Origin of the sequence: Nocardia sp. NPDC004568 (assembly GCF_040609955.1) — a bacterium.
Taxonomy (GTDB): Bacteria; Actinomycetota; Actinomycetes; order Mycobacteriales; family Mycobacteriaceae; genus Nocardia.
In genome coordinates this window covers 37,524-58,838 of the sequence record NZ_JBEXLL010000042.1, presented here as the reverse complement: position 1 = coordinate 58,838, position 21,315 = coordinate 37,524, and the positions used below count along the sequence as shown (strand labels likewise).

General features: G+C 68.3%; 15 protein-coding genes and 2 pseudogenes. 6 read left to right on the top strand and 11 right to left on the bottom strand.

Features of this window, described 5'->3' with window-relative positions:
* A pseudogene (locus ABZV91_RS19490) lies at nucleotides 1-123 on the top strand (IS110 family transposase); the annotation flags it as partial.
* A 24-nt stretch (nucleotides 124-147) separates the two neighbouring features.
* On the opposite strand, the gene ABZV91_RS19485 reads toward ABZV91_RS19490, so the two are convergent.
* From ABZV91_RS19485 to ABZV91_RS19470, 4 genes and pseudogenes are all read right to left on the bottom strand, one after another.
* A complete protein-coding gene (locus ABZV91_RS19485; RefSeq protein WP_355243370.1) occupies nucleotides 148-471 on the bottom strand; it encodes a hypothetical protein in 324 nt (107 codons plus the stop codon).
* A gap of 117 nt (nucleotides 472-588) precedes the next feature.
* Nucleotides 589-1,587, bottom strand: coding sequence for a hypothetical protein (locus ABZV91_RS19480; protein ID WP_355243367.1), 999 nt, complete (start codon nucleotides 1,585-1,587; stop codon nucleotides 589-591).
* A gap of 121 nt (nucleotides 1,588-1,708) precedes the next feature.
* Nucleotides 1,709-1,876: pseudogene (locus ABZV91_RS19475) on the bottom strand (IPT/TIG domain-containing protein); the annotation flags it as partial.
* Nucleotides 1,861-2,154 carry an IPT/TIG domain-containing protein gene (locus ABZV91_RS19470; RefSeq protein WP_355243379.1) on the bottom strand — a complete coding sequence of 98 codons (294 nt, stop codon included), beginning with the start codon at nucleotides 2,152-2,154 and terminating at the stop codon, nucleotides 1,861-1,863. The pseudogene ABZV91_RS19475 and the gene ABZV91_RS19470, both read right to left, overlap by 16 nt.
* Nucleotides 2,155-2,316: 162 nt before the next feature.
* Here ABZV91_RS19470 and ABZV91_RS19465 point away from each other — a divergent pair, with 162 nt between their 5' ends.
* Nucleotides 2,317-3,861 carry an acyl-CoA carboxylase subunit beta gene (locus ABZV91_RS19465; RefSeq protein ID WP_355243364.1) on the top strand — a complete coding sequence of 515 codons (1,545 nt, stop codon included), beginning with the start codon at nucleotides 2,317-2,319 and terminating at the stop codon, nucleotides 3,859-3,861.
* A gap of 833 nt (nucleotides 3,862-4,694) precedes the next feature.
* On the opposite strand, the gene ABZV91_RS19460 is transcribed toward ABZV91_RS19465, so the two are convergent.
* Together ABZV91_RS19460 and ABZV91_RS19455 are read right to left on the bottom strand one after the other, a co-directional pair.
* The gene (locus ABZV91_RS19460; RefSeq protein ID WP_355243361.1) at nucleotides 4,695-5,417 is read right to left on the bottom strand and encodes a hypothetical protein; all 723 of its coding nucleotides are present in this window, start codon (nucleotides 5,415-5,417) and stop codon (nucleotides 4,695-4,697) included.
* A 2,438-nt stretch (nucleotides 5,418-7,855) separates the two neighbouring features.
* A complete protein-coding gene (locus ABZV91_RS19455; protein ID WP_355243358.1) occupies nucleotides 7,856-8,905 on the bottom strand; it encodes an acyl-CoA desaturase in 1,050 nt (349 codons plus the stop codon).
* 448 nt (nucleotides 8,906-9,353) lie between these two features.
* On the opposite strand from ABZV91_RS19455, the gene ABZV91_RS19450 reads away from it, so the two are divergent.
* Both ABZV91_RS19450 and ABZV91_RS19445 read left to right on the top strand, forming a co-directional pair.
* On the top strand, nucleotides 9,354-10,499 hold the full coding sequence (locus ABZV91_RS19450; protein ID WP_355243355.1) for a class I SAM-dependent methyltransferase: 1,146 nt from the start codon (nucleotides 9,354-9,356) through the stop codon (nucleotides 10,497-10,499).
* 428 nt (nucleotides 10,500-10,927) lie between these two features.
* Nucleotides 10,928-12,241 carry an MFS transporter gene (locus tag ABZV91_RS19445; protein WP_355243376.1) on the top strand — a complete coding sequence of 438 codons (1,314 nt, stop codon included), beginning with the start codon at nucleotides 10,928-10,930 and terminating at the stop codon, nucleotides 12,239-12,241.
* Nucleotides 12,242-12,535: 294 nt separating this feature from the next.
* Here the strand turns inward: ABZV91_RS19445 and ABZV91_RS19440 are convergent, their stop codons facing one another.
* The 4 genes from ABZV91_RS19440 to ABZV91_RS19425 form a co-directional block, all read right to left on the bottom strand.
* Nucleotides 12,536-13,117 (bottom strand): TetR family transcriptional regulator, encoded by a 582-nt coding sequence (locus ABZV91_RS19440; RefSeq protein WP_355243353.1) that lies wholly within the window; start codon nucleotides 13,115-13,117, stop codon nucleotides 12,536-12,538.
* Between the two features lie 4 nt (nucleotides 13,118-13,121).
* A complete protein-coding gene (locus ABZV91_RS19435) occupies nucleotides 13,122-15,329 on the bottom strand; it encodes an MMPL family transporter (RefSeq protein ID WP_355243350.1) in 2,208 nt (735 codons plus the stop codon).
* 161 nt (nucleotides 15,330-15,490) lie between these two features.
* Nucleotides 15,491-16,417, bottom strand: coding sequence for an ABC transporter permease (locus ABZV91_RS19430; RefSeq protein WP_355243347.1), 927 nt, complete (start codon nucleotides 16,415-16,417; stop codon nucleotides 15,491-15,493).
* Nucleotides 16,414-17,310 (bottom strand): ABC transporter ATP-binding protein, encoded by an 897-nt coding sequence (locus ABZV91_RS19425; protein ID WP_355243344.1) that lies wholly within the window; start codon nucleotides 17,308-17,310, stop codon nucleotides 16,414-16,416. Before ABZV91_RS19425 ends, ABZV91_RS19430 begins: the two co-directional genes overlap by 4 nt.
* A 122-nt stretch (nucleotides 17,311-17,432) precedes the next feature.
* Between ABZV91_RS19425 and ABZV91_RS19420 the strand changes: the two genes are divergently transcribed.
* Both ABZV91_RS19420 and ABZV91_RS19415 read left to right on the top strand, forming a co-directional pair.
* The gene (locus ABZV91_RS19420) at nucleotides 17,433-18,641 is read left to right on the top strand and encodes a histidine kinase (protein WP_355243341.1); all 1,209 of its coding nucleotides are present in this window, start codon (nucleotides 17,433-17,435) and stop codon (nucleotides 18,639-18,641) included.
* Nucleotides 18,638-19,345, top strand: coding sequence for a response regulator transcription factor (locus ABZV91_RS19415; protein ID WP_355243340.1), 708 nt, complete (start codon nucleotides 18,638-18,640; stop codon nucleotides 19,343-19,345). Before ABZV91_RS19420 ends, ABZV91_RS19415 begins: the two co-directional genes overlap by 4 nt.
* An 880-nt stretch (nucleotides 19,346-20,225) precedes the next feature.
* On the opposite strand, the gene ABZV91_RS19410 is transcribed toward ABZV91_RS19415, so the two are convergent.
* The gene (locus ABZV91_RS19410) at nucleotides 20,226-21,311 is read right to left on the bottom strand and encodes a serine hydrolase domain-containing protein (protein ID WP_355243338.1); all 1,086 of its coding nucleotides are present in this window, start codon (nucleotides 21,309-21,311) and stop codon (nucleotides 20,226-20,228) included.
* Nucleotides 21,312-21,315: the final 4 nt, after the last annotated feature.

Sequence of the window (21,315 nt, the reverse complement as noted above, 5' to 3'; positions counted from 1 at the left end):
AAGAGAGCCGAGGGCAAGAAGCACAACGCCGCCCTCATCTGCCTGGCCCGGCGGCGCTGCGACGTCCTCTACGCCATGCTCGGCAACAAACAGCCTTACCGCATTCCAGCACCGGCGGCCTGATCGCCGGAAACTGCCCAACACCGATCAATCGTCCAGCCCCCGGGCGCGCAGGGCCCTGACCGACATACCGCGCTGCCACCAATCGATCACCTCACCCCCGCCGACCATGTCTTCGATGAGATGCGCGATGGCTTCCACCTGCACACCGGACTGGCTACAAAACGTCCACAACCGCTGAGCCGCCCGATGGTATTGGTGGATCACCGCGTCGACCTCGAACGCGTCCAACTCGCCGGCACGGAACCGGTCCAATGCCCGGCCGACGTGCTCGACCAGCTCACCGAGCTGCTCTTCGTGATACGCCGCCACACGATCCCGGGCAGCCTGCCGATCAGCCTTCGACACCACTCAGCCCACGCTACCGACCGAAGGCTCCACCCGAACCCTCACCGGACACAACCTCGACCCGCGGCTTGACAAGAAACATAGGGACACCCCCCCCCGAGAGTCCGGTTCGGCGGCGAGCTACTCGGCCGAATCGATCAGCAGGTGTTCCATGCCCTTCGCCCCGTCGGAGTGCTTGTCGAGACCGACGACCGCCACGAAGTCGTGGTCGCCGACACTGCGCTGTAGCGGGCGCCAATTGTCGGCGAGGTACCGGCCCGCGCCCGCGGTGCCGCGCCGGCCCAGGCCGCCGCAGTACACCCAGTACCGACCGGGGTGCAGGTCGGGGCTCGGTCGCACCCGCGCGATGATGCCGATATCGGCGGCGCCGTGCGCGTCGAAGCGACGTCCGTCGCGCAGCTCCACGCGCCGCGGGGAGAAACCGTCCCCGGTCCCCCTGTCGACGACGGTGAACAGCGGGCGCTCGGCGGTTTCGGCGTATCTGCGGACACAGTCGTTCCCGCCCAGCCCGAAGCTGATGAAGGGGCGGTCGTCGAGGGCGACGACTTCACGATCGCCCCGTATCCGGATCGGAAAACGGGTGTGCCGCCGGAGCAGATCGAATACATACAGCAGACCTCGGAGGTCACTCTCCAGCACGACGCGCGTTTCCGGGGCCCGCCGGGGCCCGGGGGCGCCGTCCTTCGTGCCGAAAAGATGCCGGCGCGCGAAACCCGCCGGCCGGCCGTCGTCCACCGGGTCGGTCAGCGCGAACGACGGGTGCACGAGAAGCGCTTCGCCGGTGACCGTCTCGGCGCCGAAGAAGGCCTCGAGAACGACGTCGACGTCGGCGGCGTCCGCGGGGTAGGGCCGGCCGGGGCCCGGCGACGAGCTGGCGATCTGGAACAACCCTTCGACCGTCCAGCCCGGGAACATCTTCTCCAGTACGCGGCAGTGATAGTCGCGGGGCAGTCCGATCATCCGGCCGGAAAGCCACTGGTAGTACTGGGCTTTCGCCGGCCCGTGGCCCGGTGGGATGGGCGGGTCGAGCCGGGCCGCGCACCGGTCGTACGCGGCCAAGAAGTCCGGATGGTTCTTCAGGTGCCGTTCGGTCAACAGGACCTTCAGCACAGTGGCCATCGAAACCCCCTTTACCCCTGCAGTCTCCGTCCACTGTGCCGGAGACTCGAGCACCGCTGGTCCGACCACGGCGAGGCCGGGCCGCCGACCGCGAACTGCCGACGATCCGGTCCCTCAGATGTCACATATAGGTGTAGCCGAGTCCGTTACTGGTTCCGCCCGAGCCCGTGACGGTGGCCTGCACCGTACCCACGGATCCGGCGGGGGCGACCGCGGTGATCCGGGTACCGGAGTCGACCGTGAACACAGTCGCGGTATTACCGAACCGCACCGTCAGCGGGCCGGTGAAACCGGTACCGGTGAGGGTGACGTTGTTTCCTCCGGCGGCCGGGCCCGAGGCCGGAGCGACCCCCGCGCCGTGGTGACGGTGACCTGCGCGGCACCGGCCGAACCGCCGGGGGCGATGGCCGTGATCCGGGTGGGGGAATCGAGGGTGAAGGTGGTGGCGGTCGCGCCGAAGCGGACAGTGGTGGGGCCGGCGAAACCCGTGCCCGTGATGGTCACGCTGGTGCCCCCGGTGGTGGGGCCTGAGGTTGGGGAGAGAGAAGTTTTGGTCCGTTTTCCGATGGTCGGCGTGGCGGCGTAACCGGAGCGGCGCCACTCGATCGAACGACGCGAACGGCAGACGGTGAGAGCTCACAAACCCGGACGCCCGCGAGTCCGGGTACGGTGACATCCGCCCGCCGATCACGGCGCGGTATTTCCTGCTGAGAAATGGGGATGGGCTCGATGATCTCTACCGCCGAAAAACTGGCCGACCTGCGTAAGAAGCTGGAGCTCGCGCAGGAGCCGGCCGGCGAGGCGGGGGCCGCCAAACGCGCGCGTAAGGGCATTCCGTCCGCTCGCGACCGCATCGAGATGCTGCTGGATCCGGGCACCTTCGTGGAGATCGGTGCGCTCGTGCGGAATCCTGCGGACAAGGACGCCCTCTACGGCGACGGGGTGGTGACCGGACGGGGGCTGGTGGACGGCCGGCCGGTCGCCGTGTTCTCCCATGATCAGACCGTGTACGGCGGCAGCATCGGCGAGATGTTCGGCCGCAAGGTCGCCGCGATCATGGATCTGGCCGGGCGGATGGGCTGCCCGCTGATCGGTATCAACGATTCCGGCGGTGCGCGCGTCCAGGAGGCCGTGACGTCGCTGCGCTGGTACGGCGAGCTGGCCACCAAGATGGAACCGCTCTCCGGTGCGGTACCCATGGTCTCGCTCATCCTGGGCAACTGCGCGGCCGGCGCGGTCTACCAGCCGATCTGCACCGATGTCGTGGTCGCCACGAAGAGCGCGCACATGTTCGTCACCGGGCCCAAGATCATCGAGGACGCCATCGGTGAAAAGGTGGACATGGAGGAGCTGGGCGGCGCCTACAACCAGGCCGCCTACGGCAATATCCATCATGTGGCCGAGGACGAGGCGGCCGCCTTCGCGTGGGTCCGCAATTACCTGAGCTACCTGCCGTCCAGCGCTGTCGAGTTGCCGCCGATCGTGAACCCCGGGCTGGAGCCGAAGGTCACCGAATCCGATCTGAGCCTGAACACGCTGGTTCCCGACTCGGACAACGCGGTCTACGATATGCACGACGTGCTGTTGCGCATCTTCGACGACGGTGAGTTCCACGAGATCGGCGCGGCCGCCACCCAGAACCTGATCACCGGTTTCGCCCGCGTCGACGGTCACCCGGTGGGTGTGGTCGCCAACCAGCCGACCGTGCTGGCGGGTGCGCTCGACGCGAAGGCCGGGGACAAGGCCGCGCATTTCATCCACATCTGCAACGCCTTCGAGATCCCGCTGGTGCTGGTGGTCGACACCCCCGGCTTCCTGCCCGGTGTGGAACAGGAGAAAGTGGGCGTCATCAAGCGCGGCGGCCGGTTCCTCTTCGCCTACGTGGAGGCGACTGTCCCCAAGGTGACCGTGGTGGTCCGCAAGGCCTACGGCGGCGGCTGGGCGGTCATGGGCGCCAAAGCTCTCGGCTGCGATATCTACCTGGCCTGGCCCACCGCGCGTATCGCCGTGATGGGTGCCGAGAGCGCGGTGGGCCTGACTCAGCGCAAGGTCCTCGACGCGACCCCCGAAGATCAGCGCGCGGCACTCCGGCAGCAGATGATCGACTTCTACAACGCGACCGTCGCGACCCCGTGGATCGCGGCCGAGCGCGGCTATATCGACAGTGTGATCGAGCCCTCGGCCACCCGCCTGGAACTCCGGCGGGCCCTGCACCTGCTCCGCGACAAGAAGGTCATCCGCTACCCGCGCAAGCACCACCTGCTGCCGCTGTAGGGTCCCGGCGACCGTCGGCACAGGGCGGGCGGCGGTCCGGATCCCGGTCGTGCCGGCGTCTCGGGCCGGTGCGACCGGCTGCCGCGGGCCGGCCCGGCCGCGCGGACAGCGGTTCGGGGGCGGGCAATGTAACGAAAACGCATCGGCGGGCGAAAGACGTAGTAGCGCACGCATTTCACCGCGGCGCGTGGGATTCGGCAGTACTCCGTACGCGGATACCGTTCGATGACCAGGACCGACAACCGAGAAAGATCGATATGCCTGGCTTTTTGAAATACATCCTGCTGCTGAACATGCTGGGCATGCTCTCCGGTTCCTATTACTGATCCGGCTGGAGCACGGTCGGATCCGGTGATGGATGCCGTCGCCGGCGAGTAGATGACACTCGATGGGGACGGCGGGAGGCCGCGGATCACCAGTGCGCCTCTCGCCGTCCGTCCGAGCACTACGACCACCTCGGGACAGGTCCGACCGCGAAGCCCTTCGGTGCGCCGGTCCGCGGCCTGAACCTCGGCCGCCCACCCGCGGTATTCCCCTTTCGCACGACACGGCGGCCGCACGACCCCGCCGTCCCATCGCGCGGGGGCACTGTCACGAGGCCGGGTTGTCGACCCCACGGACCCGAGATCGCGGCCACTTCCCGCAGCGCACTGCCCGGTTCGACGTCGCTCACCGGGCCCGAGTTCTCGATGACCGGGCTGATCAGCGGCGGTGTGCGCCGCGAACTCGGTAGCGCCGCACCGGGCCGGCCGAGCGGGCGTCGCCGGTCGCCGGATGCGCGCCGGGCGGGCCGATCGACGCGCTGCGACCGCGGGGGCAGCGCCTTGCGCCGGTCAGACGGGCATGGTCGCGTCACCGGACTCGTCACTCGGCGAACCGGGACCGGCCACACCGGTGCTCGCCTCCGCGGGCCCGGGCGGTTCGATACCGGGCGGACGTCGGAAACCGGCGAACCGACCGAGTTCACCGGCGCCATCGGCCATCACATCCGCGATCGGGGTCAACTCGCCCTTGATGATGACATCCACGACGCCCCCTTCCGGATCGCCTTCCTTACGTTGCACACGTACCAGGCCCGAGCCGTTGTCGAAGGTGATGAGATCGCCGCTCGCCAGATCGTTCGGTTCGACCGGTTCCAAGGCTTTCTCGTCGAGCCATTCGGCGTCCGTACCGGCGTAAGCGGCTTTCCCATCGGTACTTTCCTTGTTGCCGTATGCCGTTTCGTACGCCTGGGCGACACTCGGCCACACCCGCTCGGTGACACCGTCAGCGGTATGGGTGTAGGGGATGCGTCCGTCCTCGTCTCGCGCCTTCTCGCCGGACGGAGCCACCGTCTGCGGTGCGTTCGTCTCGTCCGACGGTCCAGGATCGGCCTCCGCCGCCTCGCCCGGCAATTGCTGGACCGGCGGTGTCGCCGCCGCTTGTGGCGCGGGCTGCGAAGTAGGTGGCGGACTCCCCCGCTGCGGACCGGAATCTTCGTGCCTGTCGCGGTCGTCTTCCCGGTCCACGTCCGAGTCGGGCTCGGTGAAGCCGGGATCCTGAAGATTCGACATCATCAAGGGAAGCATGAGGCCGGACGGGTCGAATTGTTGCCCGCCGCCGGCGGGGACCGCGGCGGACGGCTGGTTCCCGACAGGGCTCGGAGACGCGTTGTCGTGCGCGCGGGGGATTTCCGCCGCCGAGTCGTCCGACGAGTCGCTGCCGGAACCGATGTCCGGGGCGATACCACCCTCGGAACCGAGGCCAGGATCGAGGGAACCTGTTCCGGCGGGCCCCGTGGGACCCGGAGCCGCCACGGCGGCCCACGACCCGGGATTCGAGGCCGCAGCTCGGGAACTCGGAGCCGCGGCAGCAACCTGCGGAGTTGAACCCGGAGCCGCGACGGCGGCCGGCGAACCCGAGCTCGGAGCCGCAGCAGCGGCCTGGGAATCCGACCTACTGCTCTCCGAACCCGAATCCATACTCCCGGAGGTCTCCGAATCCGGATCCGAAGCCGAACCCTCCGAACTGGATCCCTCCGAACTCGCACTGGATTCCGAGTCCACGAAAGTATCCCAGGCGTACAGACCAGCCCCCACGGCGACTGCGCCGCCGGCAAAGGCGCCGACCGCCTGGCGGGTCCGGGCGGCACCCGAACCACTCCCGGACCCGGCACCCGAACCACTGCCGGACCCGGCACCCGAACCACTGCCGGACCCCGCATCCGAACCGTCCCCACGCCTACCAGCATTCGAACCACTGTCGGCGTCCGACGACCTCGCGCGCCCAGCGGCTTCCGAATCCGCAGGTCTGCCGGCATCCGGCGCACTTCCACGTCTACCGGCATCCGGATCCGCACCGGCACGATTGCGGTCGGGGAGACCCGGCTCGTGCATGGCCACCACTTCGTCCCGTGTTCCCCGCGCACTCGTCCGGTTCGCCTCGCTGTCCTGGGGCGCCTGTTCCTCTGCCTCCCTGACCAGGCGCTCCCGCTCCACCCGTGCCTGTTCCCGCGCCTCCTCGTCCAAGCGGCGCTGGCGCTCCTCTTCGAGACGTGCTTGTTCCCGCGCCTCTCTCTCCACGCGTGCCCGCTCCTCCGCCAGCGCCTGGCCGTGCGCCCTCTCCCGTGCCGAATCCAGGCGTGCCTGTTCCTTCGTCACGTCGCGCTCCAACTCCTGGATCTCCCGCGCCACCCGTTGCCGTTCATTCGCCAGTTCTTCGGCCATCCAATGGGCGTTGTTCCGCGCCCCGGACAGATCGCGCAGCGTCCTTGCTTCCCAGTAGCTGTAACGGGTTTCCAGGACCGACCAGCGCGGCTGGGCCGGCACATCGTTCCGGTCGGCGGTGCCGTCCGGCGCGGTGTCGTTCCACTCCCGTTGTCGTTGTCTTCGCACCTCGGCCCGTCGTGTCCTGAGTTCCTCTCGCCGTGTCCTCAGTTCCTCCAGGCTGCATCTTTCCTCGTGCACCCTGTTCTGCGCGCCTCGCAATTCCGCGATATCGCGCTCGCTGTGGTTAGGCACCCAAACCTGCCCATCCCAGGCGAGCCGACGTTCAATGAGCCTGTTCAGCGAGTCGGTGATCTCCGAATGTTCTCGCTCGGCCCGCTCGAGCCTCGTCGTGAGCCCCCGCGATCCCGGTCTCTCCTCCAACCGCATTGCGAGTGTCCACCGTCGTCGCTCCAGCTCCCGAAGCCGGGACCGAAGCGTGAACTCCCGGGTGAGGTCGATGATCGCCCTGTGCGCCGGACTCGCATCGGCCGGGGGCAGGCCGTCGTCGAGTCCTGTTCGCCGAGCCGGGTTGTCGGCGCCCGCAACCGTTGCGGCTCCCCGACGTTCTTGGTCCGCGGTGGCGCGCGTACGACGTGACCACCCCGACGCGAGCCGGTGGAGCGCAGGGTCCAGCCGTCCGAATGTCGCTCGCGCGATATCGTTCAATTTCGACACGAGGCACTCATCAGCCGGACGCCCCACCTCGGAAAAGGCACTTCGGCCGTGTTACTTCCTCATACAAGCAACAGGGCACCCCACCGTGGCCGACACCGATCTCGTTCGATCCGACAGCTGAACCTCGCACCGTACCGTCACCGCGCGAAACACCGCTCATATCAACACTTCCTGTACTGATACCGCTGTTCTCTCGTCGTGCCGCTCCGCCCGGGATACCGAGCGTACTGTCGTGCTTGCGAAGGGCGCAGCGCGGCGCGATCCCACCTCGCCTGCAGTAGCCGATCGACATAGCTTTCCCCTGGTTGACGACCAAACCATACTGACCGAATCGCGGCCGACCCCTCAACTATGGGAATTCGGACCTGGACTACTGTCGGCGCCCGGTTGCTTCGCGCCGGCGGCAATCGAGCCCGGCGGCGTGGGTGGATCGCGCCGTGGCGGCGGCCGGCCGCTGGCCCATCACCGCGCCTTGCGCCGGCTCGCACCGCGCCCGGCAGTGATACGACACCGATGATCCGAGCAGCAGACGGCTCGAGCCGACCGGCGAATGTATGCGAGGCCGGGGTCTGTCAGTCGTCGGCGCGCAGTGGTGCGCCGACGCGGTACAAATGGTTCAGCGCCTCCCGGTACGACGTGATCAGCCCGGTCTCGTGGTAGGGCACACCGATCTCGGCGCAATAGGCGCGTACGATCCGTTGTGCACGAGGAAGATTCGGTGTCGGCATACTCGGGAACAGATGGTGTTCGATCTGATAGTTGAGCCCGCCGAGCGCGATATCGGTCAGGACGCCACCCCGGACATTGCGGGAGGTCAGCACCTGCCGGCGCAGATAGTCCGGGCGGTCGTCACCGGTGAGGGTCGGCATACCCTTGTGGTTCGGAGCGAAGATACTGCCCATGTACAGGCCGAACAGGGCTTTGTGGACGACGATGAACACGACAGCCTTGTCGGCGGGCAGTACCGCGAACACCGCGGCCAGATAGGCGGCGAAGTGGCCGATGAGCAGCGCGCCTTCCACCCCGCGGTGCCCGACCGAGCGATTGCCGAGGGCTCGGATACCCGCCATATGGAGGTTGAGGCCCTCCAGAAGCAGTAGCGGGAAGAACAGGTACGCCTGCGCCCTGCCGATGAGGCGGGGCAGTCCGCGGCTGGCACGCGCCTGCCGTTGTGACCAGACCAAGATGTCGGGCGCGACATCGGGGTCGAGTTCCTCGTGGTTCGGGTTGGCGTGATGCCGGGTGTGCTTGTCCTGCCACCAGCCGTAGCCCAGACCTATGCCCGCATTGCCGACGATGCGGCCCATGAGCTCCGTCGGCCGCCGGAGCCGGAACACCTGGCGGTGCGCGACATCGTGCATGACAAGGGCGACCTGAGCGCAGATCACGGCCATGAACGCCGCCACCGCGAGCGTCCACCACGAATCACCGATCACGACGAACGCCGCCCAACCGGCCACGAAAGCGAACCCGACCAGGCCGAGCCGGACGGCGTAGTAGGCGGGCCGCCGGTTCATCAGTCCCGCGTCGGAGATCCGGCGCAGTAGGCGGGCGTAGTCACCGCGGTCGCCGCGCCGCGCCGCCCGTGGTGGTGATCCCGGAATCAGAGCCGGTGTCGTCATAACAATTCCTTGGGAGTCGGGTTCGGGGCCGCCCGCCCGCTACCGGCGCTGTCCGGTCGATGTCGATCGGTGATCCAGCGGCTACTGCTCGGTGCGGGACAGTGGAGCGATGTCGTCGAACCGACGCTATCGACGGAAATCTCGACGCCGGTAAGCCCACCGTACGGGGTCGGCTCGCACTGTGGGGTGATATTCGCGAGGTGCGCGGTCACGACGATCCCGCGAGCCCGACCGACTGTGGTGCGGCAGCGGATCTGTGCGATGCTGGGATGACGGATGAGAGGAATCGACCGTGATCATGGGCATGGTGTTGGGGCGATCGCCGCTTCCCCGCTTCGACGTGGGCGCGGTCCGGCCGGTCATCGTACTGATCAGCGACTGATTCTGCCGCACTCCCGGGTCGGAGCGTTGCCGCCCGCAGGTACCTTCGTTCCCTCAGGAGTACGTCATGTCCACGATAGGTTGGACCGAGCACGGATCGTCTCTTCTCGCCCGATGGCATTCCGAGAACGGCGCACCCCCGCCCGAACACGTTGTCGTCGTGGACGACCGCATCACCGCCCGGGCCGCTTACAGCCTGGCGAAGGCGGGCACGGGTCTGCTCTGGCGCGGCGATTTCCACAATGCCCGCCAGCTCGTGCAGGCCGTGGAGCGCCGCCGGCAACGGGCTCCGCGCGCCGCGCGTTCCGGCAGCGACCCGGCCGCGCTCTTCCACGATCACCGCGCCGCACGCGCCGCGCGCGCCGAACTGCTCGGCCGGGTGCTCGTCGTGCTGGAAGGCGACCACTCGCTGCTGTTGCGGCGCGCACCGGACGTCCGGCCGGCCTGCGACCACGCGTACGGCGTGCCCACCGCGGATCCGCCGCACGAGCGGATCTGTGTCTCGCTGCCCGAACTCCTCGGTGTCCTCAGCGCCTACCAGTGGCATCGTCGAGGGGTCGACATTCCGGTACTGGGCGCGCGCATCCATCCGGACTACGGCGTCTTCTCCCCCGTTCGCGGCGAGTATATCGATCTGGTCCACCGCGCGCCCTTTCCGGCGGGCGCCGACCAGCCGCTGGTGTTCGATCTCGGTACCGGCACCGGAGTGCTGGCCGCCGTCCTCGCCCGCCGGGGTGCCCGGGTGGTGGCCACCGATATCAACCCCCGCGCCGTCAGCTGCGCACGTGCGAACATGGCCCGCCTCGGCCTCACCGCCCGCGTGCGGATCTCCGAGGCCGACCTGTGGCCGAGCGGGCGAGCCGATCTGATAGTGTGCAACCCGCCGTGGCTCCCGGCGGAGCCGACCTCCGCCCTGGAGCTGGGCGTCTACGATCGCGGATCCGATATGCTCCACCGCTTCCTGGACGGCCTCCAAGACCATCTCACCGCGTCCGGTGAGGCGTGGCTGGTCCTATCGGATCTCGCCGAGCGGCTCGGATTGCGAAGGCGTGAGGAACTTCTCGCCCGCATCGCCGCGGCCGGTCTCCGCGTGGCGGGCCGTCACGACACTACGCCGCGGCATCCCCGGGCCGCGGACACGACCGATCCACTCCACGCGGCCCGGCGGTCCGAGGTTACGTCGCTGTGGCGATTGGTACGGAACTCTCGGTAGGACATTCGATACCGATCGGTATCGTAGCGGGGTTATATCGATGCCCAGGCGGCGCGCATCGGTAACCCGCCCTACTCCACGCATGCGCCGCAATGGGGTGCGTCGGCAGCTGCTCGAAGCGGCCGCGGAGATATTCGGCCGCTGAACTCATCGCTGTGGTGATCCGGGAGCGTGTGCGGGAACCGCGTATTGCTCGACCGGCTGCCCGCACCGGGGTGCCCACGGGCCGCCGACTTCTTTCACCGACCGGAAGAATTTTCCGGCCCCGCCTCCGGGCCGTGCGCCCTACCTGCACACTGAGTGCGGAGCCGTGCGGGATTCCGGTCCCGCGCACTCCGAGTACGGGTGAACGAGAGGGATCACTTATGTCCGAAACCACGACCTCGGATCCGGCCGCCCCCGACGGGCGGGCACCGGCCACCGAATCGATGTCCTCGCGGGCGGCGACCCGCCGCGCGGTCTGGAACACGCTGCGCGGATCGTCGGGCAACCTCGTCGAGTGGTACGACGTCTACGTCTACACGGTGTTCGCCTCGTACTTCGAAAGCCACTTCTTCGACTCCGCGGACAAGAACTCCACCGTCTACGTGTACGCGATCTTCGCTGTCACGTTCCTCATGCGTCCGGTCGGCTCGTGGTTCTTCGGCCGCTACGCCGACCGGCGCGGCCGGCGCGCGGCGCTCACCTTCAGTGTCTCGCTGATGGCAGCGTGTTCGCTGGTGATCGCGCTCGTGCCGGGACGCGAGACGATCGGTGTGGGCGCGGCCGTGATCCTGATCCTGTGCCGGCTGGTGCAGGGCTTCGCGACCGGCGGCGAGTACGGCGCGTCGGCCACCTATATGTCCGAGGCGGCCACCCGGGAACGCCGCGGTTTCTTCTCCTCCTTCCAGTACGTGACCCTCATCGGTGGCCATGTCCTGGCCCAGCTCACGCTGCTGGTGCTGCAGGTGTTCATGGACAAGCAGGAGATCTCCGATTCCGGCTGGCGGATCGCCTTCTTCATCGGGGGTGTGGCCGCGATCGTGGTGTTCTGGCTGCGCCGGAGCATGGACGAATCGCTGACCACCGAACAGCTCGAAGCGGTGCGGCGGGGCGAGGATTCCGAATCGGGCTCCCTGCGCGTACTGCTGGCGCAGTACTGGCGGCCGCTGCTGGTGTGCTTCCTGGTCACCATGGGTGGCACGCTGGCGTTCTACACCTACAGCGTGAACGCCCCGGCCATGGTCAAGACCGCGTTCGACGGCCACGGGATGACGGCCACCTGGATCAACCTCACCGGACTGATCTTCCTCATGCTGTTGCAGCCGGTCGGCGGACTGGTCAGCGACAAGGTGGGCCGCAAACCCGTCCTGGTGTTCTTCGGCATCGGCGGTGTCCTCTACACCTGGTTCCTCATCACCTTCCTCCAGGACGCCACCTCGGTGGCGGCGACACTGGTGGTGACCTGCGTCGGCTACGTGCTGCTCACCGGCTATACGTCGATCAACGCCATCGTCAAGGCCGAACTGTTCCCCTCGCACATCCGGGCCCTGGGAGTCGGTGTCGGATACGCCCTGGCCAATTCGGTGTTCGGCGGCACCGCGCCGATGATCTATCAGGCCGCGAAGAACGGCGGACAGGTGCCGTGGTTCATCGGGTACGTGACGATCGTCATCGGTATCTCGCTGATCGTCTACCTCTTCGTACTGAAGAACAAGACCGAGACCGCGCTGGACAAGGAGCAGGGGCGCGCGTTCGGGTAGCGGCGCCACACCCCGTACGCCGATCGGGTGCTTCTCCGGCGGACCACCTGATCGGTGTACGCCGGGCGGTCCTGTTCGGTTATGGGCCGCTCGGCTCCAGGGGTCCGAGACGCCAGGGGTCCGATCAGGGGTGCGAGTCCGGGTTTCGGAGTTCGGGGCGCCCGAGGTCCGGGGTCCACGGGTCCGGGATTCGGGGCGCCGGCCCCGGGGCCGGGATTGCCGGGGCCGGGTCCTGGGGGCCGATGGTCCGGAACCCGGGGGTCCGGGACGGTGGCTCGACCCGAACGCTCTCTCTCAGAGCGGCATTCCGTTCGCGAGGAATTCCAATGCCTCGTCGACCACGGCGTAGATGTCCTCGCCGCTCTCGATGGCTCGCAGATAGGCCATCAGCGCGACACCCGCCACCGCGCCGCTCCAGTACCGGACCCGGCGATCGTCCGGCTCCCGGCCGGTGCGGCGGGCAACGGCCTCGATGAACTGCGGCAGATCCGTCTCTACTTTCTGTGCCACGGCAGCACGGAGTTCCGGCACGGTGGCGATGAGTTTCATCCGGGTGGTCTCCAGCGCGGCCAGGTCCTGTTCGGTGTTGGCGAGCACGGCGAGCAGCGCATTGCGGCCGGCTTCCAGGGGAGAGAGTTCGGCGGGTTCGGCGAGGAACTTGTCCAGGAAGAGGGGGTCCACACGGTCGAAGAGCACCGTGTCCGGTTTGGTCGGGAAATAGCGGAACAGCGTGCTCGGTGATACCTCGGCGGCCGCGGCCACCTCCTCGAGCGTGGTGTTGGCGTACCCCTTCTCCCGGTAGAGGCGCAGTGCGTGATCCTGGATGGCTTCACGCGTCCGCTTCTTCTTGAGTTCTCGCAGCCCACCGGTGCTCATGGCTTCATCCTGCCGAACCTTCCGCCGGCTGGACAACGCGGTGGGGCGGCGGGCCCGCCGCCGTGCGCAGCTTCTCGCCTTCGACGTCCGGATTCGGCAGTATCCGATCCAGCCGACGCGGCAGCCACCAGGCCTTGTCGCCGACGAGGGCGAGTACCGCCGGGACGATGGTCATCCGCACCACGAAGGCGTCGATCGCGACTGCCGCCGCCAGCGCGACACCGATCTGCACGATATCGCTCGCCTCGCCGGTGGCGAACCCGGCGAACACACTCACCATGATGATCGCGGCCGCGGACACCACGCGCGCGCCGTGACCGAAACCGGCGCGGACCGCCGAGGCGGCCGAGGCGCCGTGGACGTACTCTTCCCGCATCCGGGTCACCAGGAACACCTCGTAGTCCATGGCAAGCCCGAAGACGACGCCGATGATGAAGATCGGCAGCATGCTCACCACGACATCGGTGTCGCGGATTCCCAGCCACTCCAGATGACCCCATTGGAACGTGGCCACCAGGACACCGAAGGTCGCCGCCACGGTGAGCAGGAAACCGACCGTGGCCTTCAGCGGTACGACGATCGAGCGGAACACCGTCATCAGCAGCAGGAACGACAGACCGACCACCACCAGGAGGTAGATCCACAGGGCGTCCGCCATCCGGTCGCTGAAATCGATGATGACGGCGGCGGTTCCGGTGACCGCGATCCGGGCGCCGAAACCGGCGACGCTGTCGGCGATACCGCCGCGCAGCCGCTGAACCAGTTGCTCGGTCTGTTCGCTGTCGGGTCCACTCCCCGGAACCACCCCGATGATGGCCGTATCACCGGCCGGGTTGAATTCCGGCGGTGCGGCCATGGCGACCCCTTCGGTTCCGGCCAGGGCCGCGTGCACCCGCCGCGCGGCGTCCTCGGGCTGTGGCGCGTCCGCGAGGTCGACGACCACCAGCAGCGGTCCGTTGAACCCCGGGCCGAACCCTTCCGCCACCGCGTCGTAGGCCTGGCGCTGTGTCGAATGCTCGGGATAGGTCCCCTGGTCCGGGACACCGAGGCGCAGGTCCAGCGCCGGCAGTGTCAGGACACCGAGTCCGAGGAGCGCGACAATCAATGTCGCCACCGGCCGGCGGGTGGTCAGCATCGCCCAGCGCTGCGCGAGAGTGCGCCGGCCCGCTGCGGCGAGCGCGGCGCTTTCGGTCGATTGCCGGCGCCGACCGCGCGGCAACACCCGCCGCCCGGCGAACCCGAGCAGTGCCGGCAGCAGGGTGAGGGCCACCAGCACGGCGACGACCACGGTCACCGCGGCCGCGACTCCCATTTCGGTGAGCAGGCCGATCCCCACGACGCCGAGTCCGAGGAGCGCGATCACCACGGTCAGGCCGGCGAAGAGAACGGCGGATCCGGCGGTGCCCGCCGCCCGGCCGATCGCCTCCTCGAGGTCGGGGGTGCGGGTCAGCTCATGGGTGTAGCGGGACACGATGAACAGCGCGTAGTCGATGCCGACGGCGAGACCGAGCATGAGCGCGAGGATCGGGGTCGTGACGCCGAGGTCGAGAAAAGCGGTGGCCGCGAGAATCCCCAGCAGGCCGACCGCGACCCCGGTCAGCCCGGTGACCAACGACATCCCCGCGGCGACCAGCGACCCCAGCGTGACCACGAGAACCACCGCGGCGATGAGCAATCCGAGGAGTTCCGTGCTCACATCCGGCATCAGCTCCATCACGTCGCCGCCCACCGCGACCCGCAGGTCGGCCGAACCGCTGCGTTCGACCAGATCCATGAGTTCCTGGCGACTGGAGTCACGTACTGCCTCGAAGGACACCGCGTAGGTCACCTCGGCGACGGCGATGCGCTGATCCGGCGAGATCAGGCCGCTGTCCAACGGGTTGCGCACCGCCGCCACCTCGGCTGCACCCGCGACCCGGTCGACCACCTCGGTGATCTGCCGGCGCAGCGCGGGATCGGTCACCGTGCCGTTCTCGGCGACGAACACGATCTGGGCGGACCCGCCGTCCAGGGGCATCTCGGCGAACCGCTCCGCCAGCAGATCGAAGGCTTCCTGGGATTGCGTGCCGGGCAGGCTGAAGGACGTCGCGGACGGGGAGGCCAGGGTGGCGGCGCCCACCCCCAGGACGGCCACGAGCAGTACCCAGAGCAGGAGTACGAGTCGTCGAGCGCGAAAACCGAACCGCCCGATCCGATACAGCAGGGTCGACATGACAGCCTCTCGAAAATGGTAGCTACTGTTTTATGACAGTAGCTACCATTTCCGTCCTGGGCAATGCCTTCTCCCCGCCGGACGAAATCGGCTGCCACAGCAGCGAACGACCGACCCGAAGTACTCGGATCGGTCGCGCTGTCCCGCGGCATGCGATGGTTTCAAACCAGATCGCGCCGGCGGATCAACCAGAGAGTGGTTCCGGCGAAGACGACGAGGTATGCCCCGAGCACCGCGAACGACTCGCCCCGCGAGAGGACATCGAGGACCCCCGGCGTCGCCGGGCCGTCGACCGTGCGCATCGACCCCGCCAGCGAACCGGCGGCTGTGCCGGGCAGGTAATCGGTGAGCGGGCGGATGGGATCGAAGACGGCCGCGACCCCGCGCAACAGGTTCTCCACCACCAGCACCCAGACCAGGCCCAGCCCGACCGCAAGGGCCGGACCACGGGCGACGGCGCCGATCAGCACGCCGGCCAGCGTCCACATACCCAGGATGGCCGTCCCGGAGACGACTCCTATCAGGGCGTCACCGAGTGTGGGCAGCGCGGTGGACTGTGCTTCGGTCAGCGCGATCAGCGCCGCCACCGCGAGGTCCACCGCGAAGGCGGTCAGCACCAGGGCGACCACCACGAGTGTCAGTGAGACGAAGACCCCGCCGATCGCCTTCGTCCGCGCCGGGCCCTGGGTGAACGCGGTCTTCCAGGTGCCCCAGCCGTACCCGCTGCCGATCACCAGCGCGCCGAGGATCAGCATCAGCGCCCCACCGAACAGCGCCATGCCCTGGGTGAACACCTCCGGGACCGCGGCGGGGAGCAGCTGCCGCAGCAGTACCTCCCGCGGCGCACTGTCGGACATACCGTTGGAGTCGCCGGTCACGTAGGCGAGATAGTTGAACAGGTAGGCGAAGGTCAGGTTCAGCAGAATCCAGCTGCCGAGGATGATCCAGAACGCCGGCCACTTGCGCAGCCGCAGCAGTTCCGCCCTCGTGCACGCCAGGAGATCGCCCAGCACCCCTCGATTCCGCGTGTCATTGTGTGTGCCGGCGTATTTCGCATCGGTCCGGTCGATGGCAGTCGTGGGGTTCATCGCATGTGCTCCGTGATCTCGAAGAAGACGTCCTCCAGGGACTTTTCGTCACTACGCAGTTCGAGCAGGTCGGCACCGGACTCGACCACCGCGCGGGCGATGGCCGGAGCCCGCTCCGGGCCGGCCTCGATCCGGATACCACCGGCGGTCACCAGCGCGGAACGCTCCCCGACCACCCCGCGCACTGCGGAGAATGCCCGGTCGAGCGGGTCGGCCCGCAATACCAGTGACGATCCGCCGCGCAATTCGGCGACCGTGGACTCGGCCAGCAGCCGCCCGTCGGAGATCACCCCGACCCGGTCACAGATCTCCTGCACCTCGCTGAGCATGTGGCTGGACAGCAGGACGGTGTGCCCGTCGGCGGCGAGATCGATGATCAACTGCCGCATATCCGCCATCCCCGCGGGGTCGAGCCCGTTCGTGGGCTCGTCCAGGACCAGCAGATCCGGCCGGCCGAGCAGGGCGGCGCCGACACCGAGCCGCTGCTTCATACCCAGCGAATAGGTGCGGAACTTGTCACCGGCGCGGTCGGCCAGACCGACACGGTCCAGCGCCTCGGCCACTGCGCCCTCGCCCAGGCCACGATAGCGGGCCAATGTCCGCAGGTTGTCCCGGCCGGACAGGTACGGGTAGAAGCCCGGGCCCTCGATCAGCACCCCGACGCGACGCGCGGTCGCCGGGTCGCCGGGCGAACGCCCGAGTACCTTCGCCGATCCCGAACTGGGTCGGATCAGCCCGACCAGCATCCGCAGAGTGGTGGTCTTGCCTGCCCCGTTGGGGCCGAGGAAACCGTAGATCTCGCCGGCGTCGACGCGCATTCCGACGGCATCGACGGCGGTGTGCTCGCCGTACCTCTTGGTCAACTTCTCGGTGACCACGATCGAATGTGTCATGACTCGAGCATCCGCCGCGGCCGACCCGCGCACATCCGCCGCGAGGCGACTGTTCGACTACGCGCCGCGGCGGACGACACGGGCGCCGGACCACGTTAGGTTGCCCATATGGTGAGGCAACGATGAGCGCGATACCGGGGCCGGTGCGCGTTTCCCGGTGGGATGTCGCGATAGCGGTGGGCATCGCGGTCATCCAGCTCGTCGGCGGTCGCGGTGCCAATCTCGCCAACGGCCAGCAGACTCTGGACGCACTCGGCTATGTCCTGCTGCTCATCGGCCCGGTGGCGCTGGTGCTGCGGCGCCGGTATCCGCTGCCGGTGTTCATGGTGACGCTGCTGGCGGCGGCCGGGTACACCGCGCTGGGCTTCGGTTACGGCCCGATCTTCCTCTCGCTGATCATCGGCTTCCTCACGGCCGCGACGACCCGGCCGCGCCGGTACACCTATCCGGTCGTCCCGGTCGGTTACCTGCTGTTGGTGTGGCCACTGCCGGACGTACTCGGGCACCCCACGAACTGGTGGCAGATCTTCGGGGTGGCGGCCTGGCTGGCGATGCTGCTCTCGATCGCCGAGGGACTCCGGCAGCGAGAGGCCGTCCTGGAAGCGCGGCGCCAGCGCGCCGAGGCCGCCGAGCGCAATGAACTCGCCGAACACGAACGCGTGGAGGCGCAGCGGGAGCGACGCGCCACCGAGGAGCGGCTGGCCATCGCCCGCGAACTGCACGATGTACTGGCCCACAGCCTTTCGGTGATCAACGTCCAGTCGTCGGTGGCGCTGGAGCTCTTCGAGAAGAAGCCGGAGCAGGCCGCGACCGCGCTGGCTGCCATCAAGACCGCCAGCCGGGACGCCCTCGGCGAAGTGCATGCGCTGCTGCATTCCATCCGAGCCGGTACCGGACCCGTCACCGCACCGACGGCCCCGGTCGCCGGCCTGGCCGATCTGGACCGGGTGGTGGCGGGCGCCAGAGCCGCCGGACTCGAGGTGCGCACCGAGATCACCGGCGCGGGCCGCCGACTGCCCAGTGTCGTCGATGTGGCCGCGGCCCGGATCATCCGGGAGTCGCTGACCAATGTGCTGCGGCACGCCCCCGGCGCCGCCGCAGTCGTGTGTGTGCGGTACGCGCCCGAACACCTTCGGATCACGGTCGACAACACTGCACCGCAGCGGGTCACCTCGCATGCCGACGGCGGTACCGGCGGCACCGGCATCGCCGGAATGATGGAGCGCGCCGCGGCGCTCGGCGGCGAGGTGGTGGCCGGACCGCGACCGGATAGCGGATTCCGGGTCGATGCCCGTCTCCCGGTGACATACGTACAGGAGGAATCTCGATGACGACAGCGCGCGGCGATTCGCCGGCAGACGAGACCGGCGGGCTCACCCGTGTGCTGGTCGCCGACGATCAGGCACTGGTGCGCGCCGGATTCGTCGCCCTCCTCGACGCCCAGGACGATATCGAGGTCGTCGGCGAGGCCGACAACGGCGAAGAAGCCGTCCGGCTGACCCGGCAGTTGATCCCCGATGTGGTGCTGATGGATATCCGGATGCCGATCCTGGACGGGCTGGGGGCCACCCGGACCATCGCCGGCGAGCCCGGCCTCGCCGGCGTCAGAGTGGTCATCCTGACCACCTTCGAACTCGACGAGTACGTATTCGAGGCGCTGCGTTCCGGCGCGACCGGGTTCCTGGTCAAACACACCGAACCCGCCGACCTGCTGCGCGCGATCCGGGTGGTGGCCGCCGGCGACGCCCTGCTCTCCCCCGGCGTCACCCGGCGGCTGGTGGCCCAATTCGCCTCGCACGCCAAACAACCGGCGTCGGGCGCGGACCTCGCCGAACTCACCGACCGGGAACGCGATGTGATGACACTGGTCGCCGAGGGACTCACCAATGCCGAGATCGCCGGGCGGCTGTACCTGAGCCCGGCCACCGCCCGCACCCATGTGAGCCGCATCCTGCTGAAGTTGGGCGCCCGGGACCGGACCCAACTGGTCGTCATCGCCTACGAATCCGGCCTGGTGCGGCCGGGATGGCAGTAGCCCGCGCGGGCAGCCGTCGGTACAGACGACGGGTACGCGGTCGAGGGAGTTGCGCAGCTCGCGTCCCTTCCCGTACTGCGGCGATGCCGTGGTGAGACAACGTCCCGTTCCGACATCCCATATCCGGAGTACGGGCTGCACCACTCCGACGGTCGCCACCCGACGCCCGTCCCCGCTGAGAGCGGCGGCCCGCAGGCCGACACCGTGATGCAGTTCCCGCAGACATCGGTCACTCTGGATTCCCGTTGGTCCAGCGCAACGGCCCGCTCGCCGTCGAGGACGCGGTGCGTATCGCGGTACAGGCATTCGACGGGCTGGACTACGCCCATCACGTGCCGGTCGATTCGGCCACCGTCGATTACCGGGCCGGCCGCAATCGGAGTGGTGCATTGCGATATCAAGCTCGCGAACATCCTGCTGACCGGTCGCGCCTCGGCGCCGGTGGCCAACCTCGCCGATTTCGGACTCGCCATGGCATTCGACCGGGCCGGGGTTGTCGGGCCACACGATGACCGGATCGAGTGCCGGAACGATGGCATTCATGGCCCGCCCCCAGTTGACGGACTACAGGTTCGCGAAACCGGAGGTCGACGTCTGGGCGCTCGCAGCGACGCTCTATTACATGCTCACCGGGCATACGCCGCGCTAGTTCCCGCCCGGCGCCGATCCGATCGCGGTCGTATTGCGCGAGGATGCGATCCCGATACGAAGCCGGAATCCCGCGATCCCGAAGCGGCTGGCAACAATCATCGTGAACAGACACATGCCCCGCGGGGCGGGATCGGCCCATCACGGCCCGACGATATTCCGGCTCATACATGGACGTGGTCGCCACGTGCTGCCCGGTGGCCTGCGTCGTGAATAGACCATCCGGTCGGAATCACTCTTGGTTGATCTCGGCTGTGGTCAGGTCCGCGAGCCGTTGGGCGCTGTCGAAGTGGGGCGTGAGGCGAGTTTTGGTCATGGCGAAGGAGATGCCGGTGGCCGGGTCGGCATAGACATAGCTGCCGCCGCCACCGACCCAGCCGAATGCGGTCGGTGCCTCGTCGGGCCGAGCACCGAGGCGGCCGAGCGGATAACCCAGGGCCAACCGAGCGGAATTACCGAGAACCTGGTCGGTGCCCTCGAAGGCCACGGCCGTGACCTCGGCGAGCTGGTGCGAGTCGATGAGACGGCCGCCGAGGAGCGCGGCATTCGCGGCGGCCATTCCCCGCGCGGTGAAGGTGCCGACCGACGGGATATCGGCTTGCAGGATCTCGTGACTATTGCCCATGGCCGCGGTTGGTTGCCTTTCCCAGGGTGCGAGAATGTTATCGCCTGCTGCCGGGAGGACCGGTGGCGGTGCGGCGTCCTCGAGGCGGGCCAGTCGGGCCAGGCCGGTCCGGGGCACACCGAAGTACAGGTCATCGTCGAGGCCCAGAGGCGTGGCGATCCACTCGCGGAGGAGTTGCCGCATCGGTTTTCCGGTGGCTCGGCGTGCGATCTCGCCGACGAGGAACCCGAAGGTGAACGAGTGGTACCCCGTCTCGGTTCCGGGACGCCATCGCGGCTCGGCGTCGGCGATCGCGGCGCAGACCCGCGACCAGTCGGGCAGTTCGGCGGGTCCGATGTCACGAGGCATCGCCGGCACGCCGGCAGAGTGTGTGAGCACATGGCGGAGAGTCACGGACTCCTTGCCGTGGGCACCGAATTCCGGCCACAGATCGACCACCGGCGTGTCGTATCCGACGGCACCTTTCCGGACGAGCAGGTGCGCGATGAACGATGCCATGGCCTTGCCGGAAGAGAAGCTGAAGAACGGGGTCTCCGGTGTCACCCGGCGACCGGTCGCGCTGTCGGCAACGCCCGAGACCGCGTCGACGACAAGAGCGCCGTGCCGGTACACGGCGACCTGCAAGCCTGTTTCGGCACCGCTGGCGACGAATTCGTCGATGGCACTGTGAATCCGGTGCTGCAATGCGGGCATGGTC